Here is a 15,490-nt window from a genome sequence, read left to right as displayed (position 1 = left end):
AAGGTTCGCTTCGTGAGGGTGTGAGGGGCGAGCTACGACCGGTCCTTCTTCCGGCGGTTCAGGTCGAGCGCTCGCTTCTGCTTCCGGATGCGGTCCTGGATGCGCTGCAGGTCGGTGTTGTCTTTGGCGCTCTCGTCGCCTCGGCTCAGGTAGGCCGCGAGGGAGCGGATGGTCGGGTGCTGGAAGAGCTGCACGAGCGGCAGCTCGCGCTTCAGCGTCGCCTGGAGCTGGTGATGCATCTGGGTCGCGAGGAGGGAGTGGCCTCCCAGCTCGAAGAAGTTGTCGTCCACGCCCACGCGGTCGACCCGGAGCAGGGACTTCCAGAGCGCCGCGAGCGTCTGCTCCAGCTCCGTTCCTGGGAGGACGTAGGCGGCGGCCAGCTCCGGGCGCGAGGTGTCCGGAGCGGGCAGGGCGCGCCGGTCGACCTTCCCATGCGACGTCAGCGGCAGCGCCGCGAGCGTCACGAACGCGGAGGGCACCATGTAGGGCGGCAGGGAGTCAGCGAGGAAGCGCCGCAGCTCCACGACCCCGGGCCGCGCGGTGGGCGTCTTCCAGACGAGATACGCGACCAGCCGCTGGTCACCCTGGGCCTCGGCGCGCACGGCGACGGCGGCATCGAGGACCTCGGGGTGCTGGCGCAGGGCCGCTTCAATCTCCCCGAGCTCAATTCGGAAGCCGCGCAGCTTCACCTGGTCGTCGATGCGTCCCAGGAACTCCAGCGTGCCGTCGGGCAGATACCGCGCGAGGTCGCCCGTCTTGTACATCCGCTCGCCGGGCTCGGGATGGAAGGGGTCCGGCAGGAAGCGCTCCGCGGTCAGCTCGGGGCGGCGCAGGTAGCCGCGTGCCACTCCAGCTCCGGCGATGTGGAGCTCTCCGGGCACCCCGATGGCGACGGGGCGCAGGTGGCCATCCAGCACGTAGAGCCGCGTGTTCGCGATGGGCCGGCCGATGGGCACGGTGCCAGCGGCAAAGTCGAGGTCGGTGACTTCGTGGACGCAGCAGCCGACCACCGTCTCCGTCGGGCCGTACTCGTTGATGAGCCTCGTCGAGGGCGCGTGCGTCCGCCAGAAGCCCAGGCTCTCGCGGGAGAGGGCCTCGCCGCCGATGACGAAGGTGCGCGTTGCTCCCTCGGCGCCCTTCGCCGGCAGGGAGCCTCGCAGCACGTCGAGGTGCGCGGGCGTCAGCTTGACGAGGCTGAAGTCGCGCTGCTCCCGGAGCAGCTCCACGAGCGCGGCGAGCTCCTCCTGCTCCCGCACGAGGATGACCTTGCGGCCCACCCAGAGCGGAGCGAAGAGCCCGGTGATGGTTGCGTCGAAGCCGATGGAGGTGATGACGGGCGCACCGTCGCCGTTCGCGACCTCGTAGGCTCGGGTGCACCAGGCGAGATAGTTCGTCAGCCCGCGGTGCTCGATGAGCGCGCCCTTGGGGCGCCCGGTCGAACCCGAGGTGTAGATGATGTACGCCAGATTCGCAGGCGTGGCCTGGCGCCCCAGGTTCTCGCGTCCGTTCCTCGCCAGTTCATCCCAATCCGAGTCCAGGCGGACGACCTTCGCGCGGGTCTCCGGCAGTCGCGACAGGAGCGCGTGGTGGGTGAGCAACACCGTGACCTGCGCGTCCTCCAGCATGTACGCCAGTCGCTGCGAGGGGTACGACGGGTCCAGCGGGACGTAGGCTCCGCCGGCCTTGAGCACTCCGAGCAGCCCGACCACCAGGTCGATGGAGCGCGGGAGGCAGAGGCCGACGAGCTTCTCCGGTCCCACGCCGAGCCGCACCAGGTGCCGGGCGACCTGGTTGGCGCTCTCGTTCAACTGGCGATAGGTGACCTCCGCGTCTCCCTGAACGAGCGCGATGGCGTCCGGGGTCCGCGCGGCCTGGGCCTCGAAGCGCTCGTGGAAGCACGGCTCCTCGGAGATGGGGATGCGGGTGTCGTTCCACTCCACGAGGATGCGCCGTCGCTCGACGTTGCTCAGCAGCGCGAGGTCCTCCACACGCTGACGCGGGTCCTCGAGGATGGCCACGAGCAGGGCCCGCAGGTGGTCGTCCATGCGCCGCACCGTCGCCGCGTCGAACAGGTCGCTGCTGTACTCCCAGGCCGCCGTCATCGTCTCGCTGCCGTCGGTCAGCTTGAGTGTCAGGTCGAACTGCGCCGTGCGCTGCTCCAGCACCACGGATGCGAGGGTGAGGTCTCCCAGGACGGCGGACGCCCCCGGAGTGCCCGTCACCAGGGCCGCGATGGCTTGCTGGCGGTGGGGCTTCTCCAGTACGAACATCGTCTGGAAGAGCGGCGAGCGGCTCGTGTCGCGCTCGGGCTGCAGCCGCTCCACGAGCAGGGCCCACGGGTATTCCTGATGGGCCAGTGCGCCCAGCACTGTCTGTCGGACCTGCCGCAGGAAGTCCTCGAAGGTGGGGTTGCCCGTGAGCCGTGCGCGGAGCGCGAGCTGATTCACGAGATAGCCCACCGTACCCGCCAGCTCGGAGCGGGTCCGCCCCGTCACCGAGGTCCCCACGAGCAAGTCGTCCTGCCCCGAGTAGCGGTGGAGCAGGAGCTGATAGGCCGCGAGCAGCAGCATGTACGGCGTCGCGCCGTGCGAGGCCGCGAGCTTCCTCACACCCGCGACGAGATCGCCTTCCCATCGGGAGAGGTGCACCGCGCCCCGGAAGCTCTGCACCGGCGGCCGGGGCCTGTCCGTCGGAAGCGCGAGGACCTGCCGCGCTCCGGCCAACTGCTCCCGCCAGTATTGCCAGAGGTCATCGCCGGCAGGGCCTGACAACTGCTCCGTCTGCCACTTCGCGTGATGCGAAGGCTGCGCGAGGACTGGGGGGAGGGAGACCGGGCGTCGGGCCCTGAGGTCCGAGTACACGACAGCCAGCTCGTCCAGCAGCACCACGAGCGACCAGAAGTCGGTCACCAAGTGATGCGCGGTCAGCACCAGGACGTGGTCTCCAGGCGCCCTGTGGAACAGTCGGGTTCGCAGGAGCGGAGCGACCCGTGTGTCGAAGGGACGATGGGTGTGCTCCATCACCGCCTTGTCGAGCGTGTCCTGGCTCCAGCCCCTGGCGTCGAGGTTCGCGAAGTCCAGGGCGGGTGCCTCGTGCACGCGCGCCACGGGCTGACCCGAGACCGCCTCGAACGACGTGCGGAGCGCGGGGTGTCTCGTGGTCAGGAGGCCGAGCGCCTCCTTCAGCAGCTCCACATCCAGCTCGGAGACGATGCGCACCGCGAACGACACGTTGTAGGCCGCGCTCTCCGGGGCGAGCTGGTGGAGGAACCACAGCGCCTGCTGTCCGCGCGAGAGCGGATGGGTGGGCGGAGCCGACGATTCGCTCGTGATGGACGGCGCGGTGACGTGTGTCGACGCGTTGCCCAGGAGCTCCAGGAGGTGCGCGGCGAGCTGCTCCAGCGTGCTGTCCTGGAGGAAGAGGACCAGCGAGACGCTCACGCCGAGCTCCGTCTCGAGCCGGTGTTGGAGCTCCGTCGCGGCGAGGGAGTCTGTTCCGAGGTGAAGGAGCGTTCGCGTGGGCTCGACCTGGGAGACGGGCAGGCGCAGGACCTGTGCGACGACCTGCTGGAGCCACCCGGTCAGCCTGGGGAGGGTGAGCAGTTCCTCCCGGGCGACGACGGTCCCCGGTGTCTCGACGGAGTCCGAGGCGAGGACGCTGTCGCCGATGGACTCGAAGGTCCCTTCGAGGAAGCGCGCTCGACATGCGCTTCGTTGAATCTTGCCGCTCGAGGTCTTCGGGAGCTGCCCGGGCTTGAGCAGGATGACGGCGTGCGCCTGCAACTCGTGGTGCTCGGCGATGGCGTGACGGATGGCCGCGATGACCTCCTCGAGGTTCGCCTTGCGCAGCGCGACGCGCTCGACCTCCTGCGCGATGACCAACCGCTCGGTGCCGTCCACGACGACGGAGAACGCCGCGCCTCCATCGGGCCGCAGCGCGGGATGACTCCGGGCGACGGTCAGCTCCAGGTCCTGGGGATAGTGGTTGCGCCCCCGGATGATGAGCAGGTCCTTGAGGCGGCCCGTGACGAAGAGCTCCTCGCTTCGGAAGAACCCCAGGTCTCCGGTTCGCAGGAACGGTCCTTCTCCCGTGTCGGCGAGATGGGCGTGGAAGGTCTCCTCCGTCTTCGCCGGGTTCCGCCAGTAGCCCATGGCGACGCTTCCACCCGAGACCCAGAGCTCGCCAATCTCGTCCGCGCCGCGGCGGGTCCGGGACTCGGGGTCGACGATGACCACCGTCGTGCCGGGGTGGACCCGCCCCGAGCCGACCAGCGCCGTCGCCGTGTCTCCCTCGGACGCGAGCGCGACCTCGTGTCGCTCCAGGCGCTCGGTGTCCACGTCACAGTAGACAGGGGGCGCCTCGACCAGCCCTCCGGTGACCATCAACGTGACTTCGGCCAGGCCGTAGCAGGGATAGAAGCTCCGAGGGCTGAATCCCTGCGGCGCGAAGGTCGCGGCGAACGCGTCCAGCGTGGCGCGGCGGATGGGCTCCGCGCCGTTGTAGGCCATGGTCCAGCAGCGCAGGTCCAACCCCGCTCGTTGCTCGGGTGTCGTCCTGCGCACGCAGTGCTCGTAGGCGAAGTTCGGACCTCCGCAGTGTGTCGCGCGCAGGTCGGAGATGGCCTTCAGCCAGCGGATGGGCTGCTGCAGGAACGACGCGGGGGACATGAGGTGCGCGGGGAACCCCGCGTAGAGCGGCTGGAGGATCCCGTCGATGAGCCCCATGTCGTGGAAGCTCGGCAGCCACGTCACCGACACGTCCTGGGGCCCGAGCCCGAAGGCCCGGCGGATCTGCCCGGAGTTGTGGAGCAGGTTCGTGTGGCTGACCATCACGCCCTTGGGCGTCGACGTGGACCCGGACGTGTACTGGAGGAAGGCGAGCGTGCCTCCCTCGATGGCGGGCCTGCGCCAGGCGGAGGCGCGCGAGTCCTCGACCTCGTCGGTCGATAGCAGCCTCGTGCGCGCGAGCTCGGGCTGCTCCGCGAAGTGCGCGCGGATGCCGTCGGCGAGGGGGGACAGCGTGAGGATGGCGGTGGGCTCCGAATCCAGGAGGATGGACCGGAGGCGCTGGACCTTCTGGTTGCGCCGGGGCGGATAGGCGGGTACGGGCACGACGCCCGCGTACAGGCAGCCGAAGAACGCGGCGATGAAGTCCAGGCCGGAGGGGTAGAGCAGGAGCGCGCGGTCTCCGACGTGACTCGACTCCCGGAGCGTGGCCGCGATGGCCTTCGCCTTCCTGGCGAGGAGCGCGTAGGTCAGCGACGCGCCCTGGGTCGTGTCGTCCCCCAGGAAGGTGAACGCGAGCCGGCCGGGCTGGTTCTCCGCCCGATGCTCCAGCAGGTCGACGAAGGTCGGGTGCTCGCGGCCAGCCCCGGGCTCACTTGTCGCCATCGAGCTTCCTCAGGATTTCAGCGAGCTTGTCCGCGCTCACCGTGCCGATGAGCGCCTCGTCGATGGCCGTCGACATGCCTCGGAGGGTGGGGTGCGTGTAGATGCTCTTCGTGGACAGCTTGACGCCGAAGCTCCTGTTCACTCGGGAGATGAGCTGCGTGCCGATGAGCGAGTCCCCGCCCAGCTCGAAGAAGTCGTCGGTCGCGCCGATGCCGTCGATGCCGAGCAGCTCCTGCCACAGTGGGGCGAGCGACTCCTCGGTCTCGCCGTGTGGACGCTCGTAGGTGTTGCCCAGCTTCGGTCGCGCGTGCAGGGACGTTCCGCCCAGGGACTCCATGTAGAGCTCGGAGAGGTCGCGGCCGCGCGTCTTCAAGACCTGGAGGTAGTCGGACGTGGAGACCAGCACGTGGGGGAGCCTGGACCCCAGGACCCGGCGGAAGACCTCGACTCCCTCGTGGCGCAGGATGCCGCGCTGGTCGAAGTCCTCCTCCTTGAGCTTCTGGAGCACCCGCGGCGTGCGCGCGTCGTAGGCCATGCCCTCGCCCCGCCACACGTCCCAACTGATGCACGCCACGCGGCGATGGGCGCGCGCCATCCGGCCGTGGACGAACGCGTCGAGGAAGTTGTTCGCCGCTGAGTACGCGACCTGCCCGAACCCTGGCTCGATGGCCGAGAGCGAGGAGAAGAGGAGGAAGAAGTCGAGCGGCGCGTCCGCGAAGAGCTCGTGCAGGACCCGTGTCCCCAGCACCTTCGGCGCGAGCACGCGTGACAGCTCCTCGGGCGACTTCTGCTGGATGGCGCCGTCACCGAGCACACCGGCCGAGTGGATGACACCCTGGATGGGACCGAAGCGCTCGGTGGCGCGTGCGCGCGCCGTCCGCATCTGCTCGGCGTCGGCGACGTCCGCGCGGAGGACCAGGACCTCGGAGCCCAGCTTCTCCAGCTCGCGCAGCGCGAGGATGTGACGGTGGGTCGGGTCGTCCTCGGAATGCGCGGACAGCCACGCGTCCCACTCCCTCGGGTCCGGGAACGGGGACCGCTGCGTCAGCACGAGCTTTGCCTGGACGGCACGCGCCAGGTACTCGGCCAGCGTGAGGCCCACCTTCCCCAGGCCGCCTGTGAGTAGATAGACGCCGTGCTTTCGCAGCACCGGCGGAGGATCGGACGGCGCCTCCAATCGGACCGGCTCGAGTGTCCGTACCCAACGATGAGGGCCGCGATACGCGACGATGGCCTCCGATGACGTGGCCTGGAGCTCCTCCAGGAGCTGCGTCACCGGGTCCTCGCGCCCCGCTCGGGGCGGCACCACGAGGTCCACGCTGGTGCACTGGATGTTCGGATACTCCAGCGGGATGACCTTGCACGGCGCGAGCAGCAGGGCCTTCTCCGGGGCCACCTCGTCGCCGTGGACCTCATGCAGGTCGTTGGACACGACCCAGAGCCGGAGCGCGTCCGTGACGCCTCGCGTGCCCAGGGTCTTCGCCAGCAGGAGCAGGCTGTCGAGTCCGAGCACTCGCGCCCGCTCGACCGCCGCGAGGCCCACCGTGGCGGTCCCGGAGGCGGTGACACTCCACAGGTGCACCATCCTGCTCGGGGTGATTCCCTGTCCCTGGAGCGCGCCGAGGAGCGCGTCGTAGTCGGCGGGCGTCTTCGGGTCGATGGTGAACCGATTCGACCCGTCCTGGTGGAAGCCCGTACCGGCCCGAACCGTGATGACGGTGATTCCCAGTCGCTCCGCCAGCGCGTCGCCCACGCCCAGCTCGTCGACGAAGAGCAGCCAGTGCCCGGCATCACCCAGGGCCGACGGCTCATGACGCGGCACCCGCTTCCACGAGGGCACGTAGAACCAGTCGCCCACGTCGGCCTTCTTCGTGAGCCCCGAGGCCGCGCGAGGCTCCGCGCCGCCCGCGAGCCGTGTCGACTCGGTGAAGGCCGGCGCCACCGACTGTCCCGAGAGCGGTGACGCTGTGGCCTGCGCCAGCAGCGCGTGTTGTCCGAGGACCTCCACGTCAGGCGCGGCCGCGGTCCTGCTGAACCCGCTGGCCCCGAGGACCGAGCTCCACTGCGCGGGCGTGAAGAAGGGGTTGCCCTGGTCTCGCTCCGGGTCCTCGACCGGGTTCATCATCAGGCTGTAGGTGATGGCGAAGTCCGGCGTGGGCTCGGTCAGCTCGCCCAGGAGCAGCAGGCCCCCGGGCGCGAGGAGGGAGCGCACGTGCGCGAGCGTGGTGCGCAGGTTGCGCGTCGCGTGGAGCACGTTGACGGCGACGATGACGTCGAACGACTCCTGGGGGAGGCCCTGCGTCTCGGGCGCGCGCTCGATGTCCAGCGGGACGTACTTCATGAAAGGCCAGGCGCTGAACTTCCGCTTCGCCTGGGACAGGAACAGCGGCGCCACGTCGGTGAACGTGTACTCGGTGCGCTCGCGCGGCAGGATGGGGAGCAGCTCCGTCGTCGCGATGCCCGTGCCGCCGCCAATCTCCAGCACCCGGAGCTTCGTGGTGGGCCCGAGTTGCCGCACCAGTCGCTCCACACCGGCGCGCAGGATGCCTCGGTAGTACGTCTTCAGCCCGAACTCCGTCTGCGCCTTCTCGGCCGAGCCCTCCAGGATGGATGCGAACAGCTCCGTCGGCGACTGCTCCCCGCGCAGCACGTCCTTCAGTGCGTCACCACACCGGCGGATGAGGTCCACCACCTGCGGCGTCCTCGCCCAACGCGCCTCCGCGTCCCGCACCAGCGACCGCACTGTTTCAGCGGAACACGGGCGCAGCGACCGAAAGCGCCCCGTCGTGTCCTGGTCGAGCTGCCCTGCCTCCACGAGCAGCCGCAGCCACCGGGAGAAGAGCTGTTCGTACCGGGCGATGACCCGGCACTGTCCGAGGAGCTCCTCGCGCGAATACGCCGCGCTCGAATCGGGGAAGGCCCCGAGGGCGCGCAGCGTCAGGTTCATGTACGCGGTGCAGGCCGCGTCCAGGCTGTGCTTGTCGAGCCGATGCGAGGAGGCATCGAAGCCCGAGAGATCTTCCTGCGCCTGGGCACGTGCCGCCTCCAGCACGGGCTGCCAGAGCGCGTCGGTGAGCGAGGGCGCCTCGGTGGCCTCCGCGCGAGCCGGGTCGATCCAATAGCGCTGACGCTCGAAGGGGTACGTCGGCAGGGGGACACGGCGGGGACGTGCGTCCCGCTGCGCCCTGGGCCAGTCCACCGAGAGCCCCTCCATCCAGAGCTGCCCGAGCGTGTCGAGCACGAACGAGAGGTCCGACGTCTGCTCTCGCGGATGCGGCAGGGAGGAGAACACCGCCTGCGCGGGCGCGCGTCCGGGATGCTTCCGGACGAGCTGGGTCAACGTCCTGCCCGGGCCGACCTCGAGGAGCGCTCGCTGCCGGTCCTCGAACAACATGCCGACGCCCGCCGAGAAGCGCACCGTGCGCCGCAGGTGCTGGACCCAGTAGTCCGGGTCCGTCGCCTGAGAGGCCGTCAGCCACGTGCCCGTGAGGTTCGAGACGATGGGGGTCCGGGGCGCGTCGAGCCGCAGGCGTCGGAGCTGCTCCGCGAACGGCGCCAGCACCGGCTCCATCATCTCCGAGTGGAACGCGTGCGAGGTCTCCAGGAGACTGCCGCCGAGCCCCCTTGAGTCGAGCTGCTGTCGCAGCGCCGCGATGGCCTCGGTCGCCCCCGAGACGACGCAGGATGAGGGCGCGTTGACGGCGGCCAGGCTGAGACCTGTGCCTCCCAGCAGCGGTGTCAGCTCCTGCTCCGACAGTGGAACGGCGAGCATGGCGCCGGGCGGGAGCGCCTGCATCAGTCGGCCCCGAGCGACGACCAGCGCCAGCGCGTCCTCCAACTGGAATACGCCCGCCAGCGTCGCGGCGACGTACTCCCCCAGGCTGTGGCCGATGGCCGCGTCCATCCGCAGGCCCCAGGCCATCCACATCCGCGCGAGGGCGTACTCGATGACGAAGAGCGCGGGCTGGGCGTTCTCCGTGCGCTTCAGCTTCTCGGCCGCGAGCTCGCGCTGCGAGTCCGGCGGGTAGAGCAGTGCCTGGAGGTCCACCCCGTGGCGACTCCGGAGCAGCTCGAAGCACCGGTCCGCGTGCTCCCGGAACGTCGGCTCCGTCCGGTGGAGCTCGCGCGCCATGCCGACGTGCTGGCTGCCTTGTCCGCTGAAGAGGAACGCGACGCCCCGGGCCGGGGACTCCGTGTGGCGGGTGCGCACGCGCTGTGGATCTCGCGTGCCCAGCGTGGAGGCCGCGTCCGCGAGGCCGTGGCACACCAGCACGCGGCGGTGCGCGAAGGGCTTGCGTCCGACCTGGAGCGTGTAGGCCACGTCCGCGAGCTCCAGCTCCGGGTGCGTGTCCAGGTGTTGGGCCAGGTTCGTCGTCGCCTGCTCCAGCGCCTCGCTCGTCTTCGCCGAGAGCACGAGCAGGCGCGGTCCCGCGGCGGGCTTCGTGCGCGCGGTGACGGGCGGCTCCTCCAGGATGGCGTGCGCATTCGTGCCACCCAGGCCGAAGGAGCTGACGCCGGCGCGCCGGGGGAACCCCTGGGGCTTCCACTCGGTGAGCGCGGTGTTGACGAAGAAGGGCGTGCTGGCGAAGTCGATGCGTGGGTTGGGCGTCTCGAAGTGCAGGCTCGGCGGAAGCTGCCCGTGCTGGAGCGCGAGGGTGGTCTTGATGAGTCCGGTGACACCCGCCGCCGCGTCCAGGTGCCCGACGTTCGTCTTCACCGAGCCGAGCGCGCAGAACGACGTGGCCTCCGTGCTGGCGCGGAACGCCTGCGTCAACGCCGCGACCTCGATGGGGTCTCCGACGGTGGTGCCCGTGCCGTGGGCCTCAACGTAGGTGATGCTCCGGGCGTCGACCCCCGCGGAGGCGTGGGCCTCCATGATGGCGGCCGCCTGCCCGTCGATGCTCGGCGCCGTGTAGCCCGCCTTCGTCGCGCCATCGTTGTTGATGACCGCGGACTTGATGACCGCGTAGATGCTGTCCCCATCCGCGAGCGCGTCCTCCAGTCGCTTGAGGACGACGACCGCCGCGCCGTTCCCGATGACGGTGCCCTGGGCCCGCGCGTCGAACGCGCGACAGTGACCGTCCGGCGAGAAGATGCTGCCGGGCTGGTGCAGATACCCCGTCTGCGGAACGGTGATGGAGACGCCACCCGCCAGCGCCAGGTCACACTGGTACGTGAGCAGCGCCTGGTTCGCCACCGCCGTGGCCACCAGCGACGTCGAGCAGCCCGTCTGCAGCGTGAGGCTGGGCCCCTTGAGGTTCAGCTTGAAGGAGACCCGCGTCGCCAGGTTGTCCTTGTCGTTGCCCAGCAGGACCTGGTGCCCCGTCTCCGGGCCGAGCAGGTGAGGATGCGTCGCGAGGTTGAACAGCAGGTAGCTGGGCCAGCCCGCGCCCGCGTACACGCCCACGGTGCCCGCGTGGGTGTCCGAGGTGTAGCCCGCGTGCTCCAGCGCCGACCACGCGACCTCCAGGAACACCCGCTGCTGCGGGTCCGTCAGCTCGGCCTCGCGCGGACTGAAGCCGAAGAACGCCGCGTCGAACAGCTCCGCGCCGGCGAGCACCCCCTTCGCCCGCACATAGTGCGGCGAGGCCAGCGATGCGGGCGGGACGCCGCGGGCGCGCAGCTCCTCGTCGGAGAAGAACGTGAGCGTCTCCGTGCCCGCCTTCAGTGCGCGCCAGAACGAAGCGATGTCCGCGCAACCCGGGAACCGCCCCGCCATTCCGATGATGGCGACCGCGGCCCCGGCGTCGCTGGTGGGCTCGAGTGACTCCACGGGCTGCGACTCCTTGGGAAGAACGCCAGGGGTGGACGTGCCTAGAAGTTGAGGAAGCTGAGGCTGGAGAAGATCTTCCGCCGCGTGTCCGTGTAGGCGTTGCGACCGTGCAGGTAGCGGGAGTTGTCGATGAACGCCAGGTCCCCCGGATGCCAGGCGATGGCGTCCTCCAGCTCCTTCATCGCCTCCTGGACCTCGGAGACGAGGTCGTCCGAGATGGCCGAGCCGTCATCGAAAGACATCAGGTCCCCCAGTGTATTCTTGCGCTCCGACAACAGGCTGTTCGCGAACGCGTCCTGCCCTCCGTAACGGGTCTTCACCACCGCGGGACAGACATATTCGAGGTAGATGGAATCGTCTGGGCTGACGTAATAGGAGACACCCTCAATTCCATCCAAGGTGGTCTGAACGTCGGCCAGGGTGGCGCCATTCCCCATGAAGCGCTGCCATTTGTCGTTGGAGTATCGCTGGAAGAATCGCAGCTTCTTGTTCCGGAAGAGCTGCTTGAGCTCCGGGCGGAGCTTCTCCCAGAGGCGGACCCCGTCCCAGGCGAGCGTCTCGCCGCCCTCCGCGGCGGGGACGCTGCAGCAGAACCAGAGCGCGTCCGGACGGAAGGGGGAGTTGGCCTGCTCGGCGTGGGGCTCCACGTAGCCCATGCCCTCGGTCACCATCTGCACGTAGCCGTCGCTCCCGGCGACGACGGGGCGCAGGCGGTCCCGGTTGAAGCGCGTGCTGAAGCGACCCGCAAAGTCATGCATCACCTGCGGGCTGGTGGTGAAGCCCCGGAAGATGACCAGACCCGCGGACTTGAAGAGCGCGATGAGCTCCTCCGCGGGCAGCTGGAGGATGTCGTCCGGACCCTCCCGGTGGACGAGCCGGCCACTGCCGCTTCCAAACGGTTCGATTCTGAGCGTCATGGACGCCTCCCCTCGATGCGGGTGATGGCTGTAATTTTATGGATAGACAGTCTTGGTCAGGCTATCCGGGTATATGCCGGAATATGCGCTAGGCTTGATGATTTGATTGAATGGGATGGAAGTCAATACGAAGTCAATGCAGAGGCCCCTCATGCGAATCGGTCTCGTTGCACTCCCCTGGTCGCTCCATCGGCATCCCTCCTCGGCGATGGGGGCGCTGTCCGCGTACCTGCGTCAGCAGGAGCCGACGGTGGAGGTGGAGTGCCGCTCCGCCTATCTCGAGGTGGCGAACGAGATCGGGCTGGCGTTCTATGACCTCATCTCCCAGAACTCGTATGAGGTCGGAGAGATGTTGTACACGCCGTGCCTCTTCCCGCAGCAGAAGCAACGGGTGCGTGACTTCTTCGTCAAGCGGATGGAGGCGACCGGAGAGGCATTGACGGGGCCCGGCGCCATCGTGTCCCCGGCCCACTTCGGGGAGGCGTCGACGTGGGAAGAAGTCTTCGACACGCTCACCGCCCGGCTGGAGGCGCACCTGGACCGGCTGGCGGACGCGCTGGCGGGGCGCTTCGACGTGGTGGGCCTCACGACCTGCTTCGGTCAGCTCTTCGCGAACCTCTCGCTCTGTCAGCGCATCAAGCAGCGCTCGCCCGCCACGAAGACGTTGCTGGGCGGGTCGACCATCTCCAACCAGGTGGGGCCGTCGCTGCTGAAGGAGTTCGACTTCCTGGACTACATCATCCAGGGAGAAGGGGAGCAGCCGCTGCTCGCGCTGGTGCGTCAGCTGCGCGAGGGGCAGACGGAGATGCGGGGCATCAAGGGCGTCATCTCGCGGGCCACGGCGGGGGAGCTCGCGGGCGGCGCGCAGCTCTGGGAGGTGCCCAACATCAATGCGCTCCCGCTGCCGGATTACGACGAGTATGCGCGCAAGGCGGAGGAGGGGAACCTCCTGTGGTTCCTCACCATCGAGGGCTCGCGCGGGTGTTGGTGGGACCGGGCCAAGCGCACGGGGAACCCGAAGGCCACGTGCTTCTTCTGCAACCTGAACGTGCAGTGGAATGGCTACCGCGAGAAGAGCGCCGAGCGCGTGGTGACGGACATCCTGGCGCTGAACGGGCGCTACCAGACGAACGTGCTCTTCTTCCTGGACAACATCATCCGCGCCAAGGGCATCGAGGAGTTCGCGGACCGGGTCATCGACACCGGGAAGGACTTCGTCATCTTCTATGAGATGCGCGCCAGCGTCCGGCCCTACGAGCTCTTGCGGCTCTGGGAGGCGGGCGTGCGCTACGTGCAGTTCGGCATCGAGGGGCTGTCCAATTCGTACCTGAAGCGGATTGGCAAGGGGACGTCGGTCATCGCCAACCTGCAGGCGATGAAGGTCTGCCACGAGCTGGGCATCCTCAACAGCGCGAACCTGTTGACGGACTTCCCGGGCGCGCGGCAGGAGGAGGTGGAGGAGACGACGCAGACCATCCTGGACTACGCGCTGCTCTACACCCCGCTGAACCCGAACCGCTTCTGGCTGGGGCGGGGCGCGACCATCGACACGCTGAGCCAGGAGTACGGCCTGTCGAACATCCGCAACGCGGACTTCTACAAGGTGGGGTTGCCGGAGGAGGTCTATCAGCGCATCTCGCTGCTCGACCTCTCGTATGACAGCCCGAGCACGCCCACGGACTGGAGCAGCGTCTACGACGCGTGCCGGAAGTGGGGGCGGGCCTACGCGGCGGCGAAGGAGACGCAGTACCGGCACCTGCTGACGTACCTGGACAGCGGCGACTCGATGCGGCTCTACGACACGCGCAGCGGGATGCTGAACAACATCGTGCTGCGGGGACTGGAGCGGGACGTCTACATGGCCTGCATGGAGATCCAACGCTGGGAGGACCTCCGCGAGGAGTTCATCGAGACCGGGCGCGCGACCCAGGACGAGGTCGCGGCGATGCTCGGACGCTTCGTCGAGCAGCGCATCGTGTACCAGGAGGGGAGTCGGCTGGAGGGCAGTCGCTTCCTGTCGCTCGCGCCCGCGTACACCGCGGAGATGGCGACCCGCCGCATCCGCCGCGCCCACGAGGCCGCGCAGCTGCGTCGCAAGAAGGGGACGGCCGTGCCTCGACAGGAGCAGCCCGTCGCCCTCGCCGAGAGCGCTTGAGCGGACGCCCCGGCGTGGACCCTGCTGGGGGTGTGTAACCATCGGGGGCGATATCGCGTATGGTGGGAGTCTGGCCCCCTGCGCCCATGGTGCGGGGGGCATCCGTTCAGCCGGAGGCTTCCCGTGGTCAGCCCCATCTCCCCTCGGACCGTTTCCATCCCCACCCAGGCCCGTACGACGGAGCCCGTCGCGTCCCCGGCGACGCCGCTCCCCGCCGTGAGCCCTTTCTCCCAGGACGCCCTGGAGCGCGCGAAGCCCGAGCTCGTGAACCTCACGGGGCACAGCCCGGCGCGCACCGCCGCGCCCGAGGGGGCGAGCGCCGTGGCGACGGACGCGGGGGCCGCGCAGTCGGTCGGCCCGAAGCTGCTGCACCTGGACGCCGGTTGGACGCCGCAGGGGCAGGGCTACGACGCGAAGCGCGACCAGGTGCTCACGACCTACTACGCCGATGGCCGTGGCGTGCTGCTCTCGCTCCAGGACAAGGACTCGGGCGTGGAGGCGCAGCAGGTCCGCCTGGGGGGCTCCAGCTCCAACCCCGAGGCCGGGGCGCCCTCTCATGGTGGCGGTGTCTCCACGGACGGTGAGTTCGTCTACGTCTCCGACACCCATCACCTCTACGTCTACCGGCGCGAGGACATCGAGAACGCGAAGCCGGGCGCCGAGGTGCCGGCCTTCCAGGTGACGGAGGTCCCCAGCGGCGACGGGCTGACGGACCCGGCGACGGGCATCGGTCTGGTGTCCGCCGGCAGCTACATGACGGTGAGCGATGGCTACGCGTACGTCGGCTCGTACAGCAAGGACGGCGATGGCAAGGCGGGCGCCGTGTGGCGCTACGAGCTCGACGAGAAGACCGGGGAGATCATCGAGGGCTCGCGCCAGGGCCCCATCCGCGCGCCGGACCGCGCGCAGGGCATGACGGTGGTCGACGGGGCGCTGCTGTTCACCACCGGCGACCAGAAGCTGGTCTACCAGCCGTTCGAGGGCACCCCGGACTCCTTCACCGCGGACATCTCCGAGCGCAAGGACATCAGCAACGGGCTCATCGACCCGTATGCCCAGGGCTTCAACATCATCGATGGCCAGCTGTGGGTGACGTACGAGAGCGGCTCGGAGAAGTACCGCGACAAGCTCAATCCCAAGTATGAGCCCCGGGAGCACATCCAGCGGATTCCGCTGGAGGACCTGGACCTCGAGGCCGTCGGCGTCACGCCCGAAGACCTCGAGGGCTGAGGCTCGCGCTACGGCGCGCCTCGCC

At 69.3% G+C, this 15,490-nt stretch carries 5 protein-coding genes; 2 read left to right on the top strand and 3 right to left on the bottom strand.

Features of this window, described 5'->3' with window-relative positions; all coding sequences use genetic code 11:
* Positions 1–32: 32 nt before the first annotated feature.
* Genes K8625_RS42290 through K8625_RS42280 form a run of 3 tightly spaced genes read right to left on the bottom strand, consistent with a single transcriptional unit; the run spans position 33 to position 12,080 of the window.
* Positions 33–5,390 (bottom strand): non-ribosomal peptide synthetase, encoded by a 5,358-nt coding sequence (locus tag K8625_RS42290; RefSeq protein ID WP_223785920.1) that lies wholly within the window; start codon positions 5,388–5,390, stop codon positions 33–35.
* Positions 5,377–11,163, bottom strand: a complete 5,787-nt coding sequence (locus K8625_RS42285; protein ID WP_223785919.1) for a type I polyketide synthase — start codon at positions 11,161–11,163, stop codon at positions 5,377–5,379. Before K8625_RS42285 ends, K8625_RS42290 begins: the two co-directional genes overlap by 14 nt.
* Before the next feature lie 41 nt (positions 11,164–11,204).
* Positions 11,205–12,080: a TauD/TfdA family dioxygenase gene (locus K8625_RS42280; RefSeq protein WP_223749113.1), complete on the bottom strand. Its 876-nt coding sequence runs from the start codon at positions 12,078–12,080 to the stop codon at positions 11,205–11,207.
* 151 nt (positions 12,081–12,231) lie between these two features.
* On the opposite strand from K8625_RS42280, the gene K8625_RS42275 reads away from it, so the two are divergent.
* On the top strand, positions 12,232–14,235 hold the full coding sequence (locus tag K8625_RS42275; protein WP_223785918.1) for a RiPP maturation radical SAM C-methyltransferase: 2,004 nt from the start codon (positions 12,232–12,234) through the stop codon (positions 14,233–14,235).
* Between the two features lie 216 nt (positions 14,236–14,451).
* Complete coding sequence (locus tag K8625_RS42270; RefSeq protein ID WP_223785917.1) at positions 14,452–15,465, top strand: hypothetical protein; 1,014 nt, start codon at positions 14,452–14,454, stop codon at positions 15,463–15,465.
* Positions 15,466–15,490 lie beyond the last annotated feature (25 nt).

Source organism: Myxococcus sp. AS-1-15 (genome assembly GCF_020037055.1).
Taxonomy (GTDB): domain Bacteria; phylum Myxococcota; class Myxococcia; order Myxococcales; family Myxococcaceae; genus Myxococcus; species Myxococcus fulvus.
The sequence above is the reverse complement of the archived record's forward strand: the minus strand, read 5'-3'. Positions and strand labels throughout refer to the sequence as shown.

Coding starts and splice junctions, on each gene's coding strand:
- K8625_RS42280 (WP_223749113.1), bottom strand. CDS start 12,080: ATGACGCTCAGAATCGAACCGTTTGGAAGCGGCAGTGGCCGGCTCGTC.
- K8625_RS42275 (WP_223785918.1), top strand. CDS start 12,232: ATGCGAATCGGTCTCGTTGCACTCCCCTGGTCGCTCCATCGGCATCCC.
- K8625_RS42290 (WP_223785920.1), bottom strand. CDS start 5,390: ATGGCGACAAGTGAGCCCGGGGCTGGCCGCGAGCACCCGACCTTCGTC.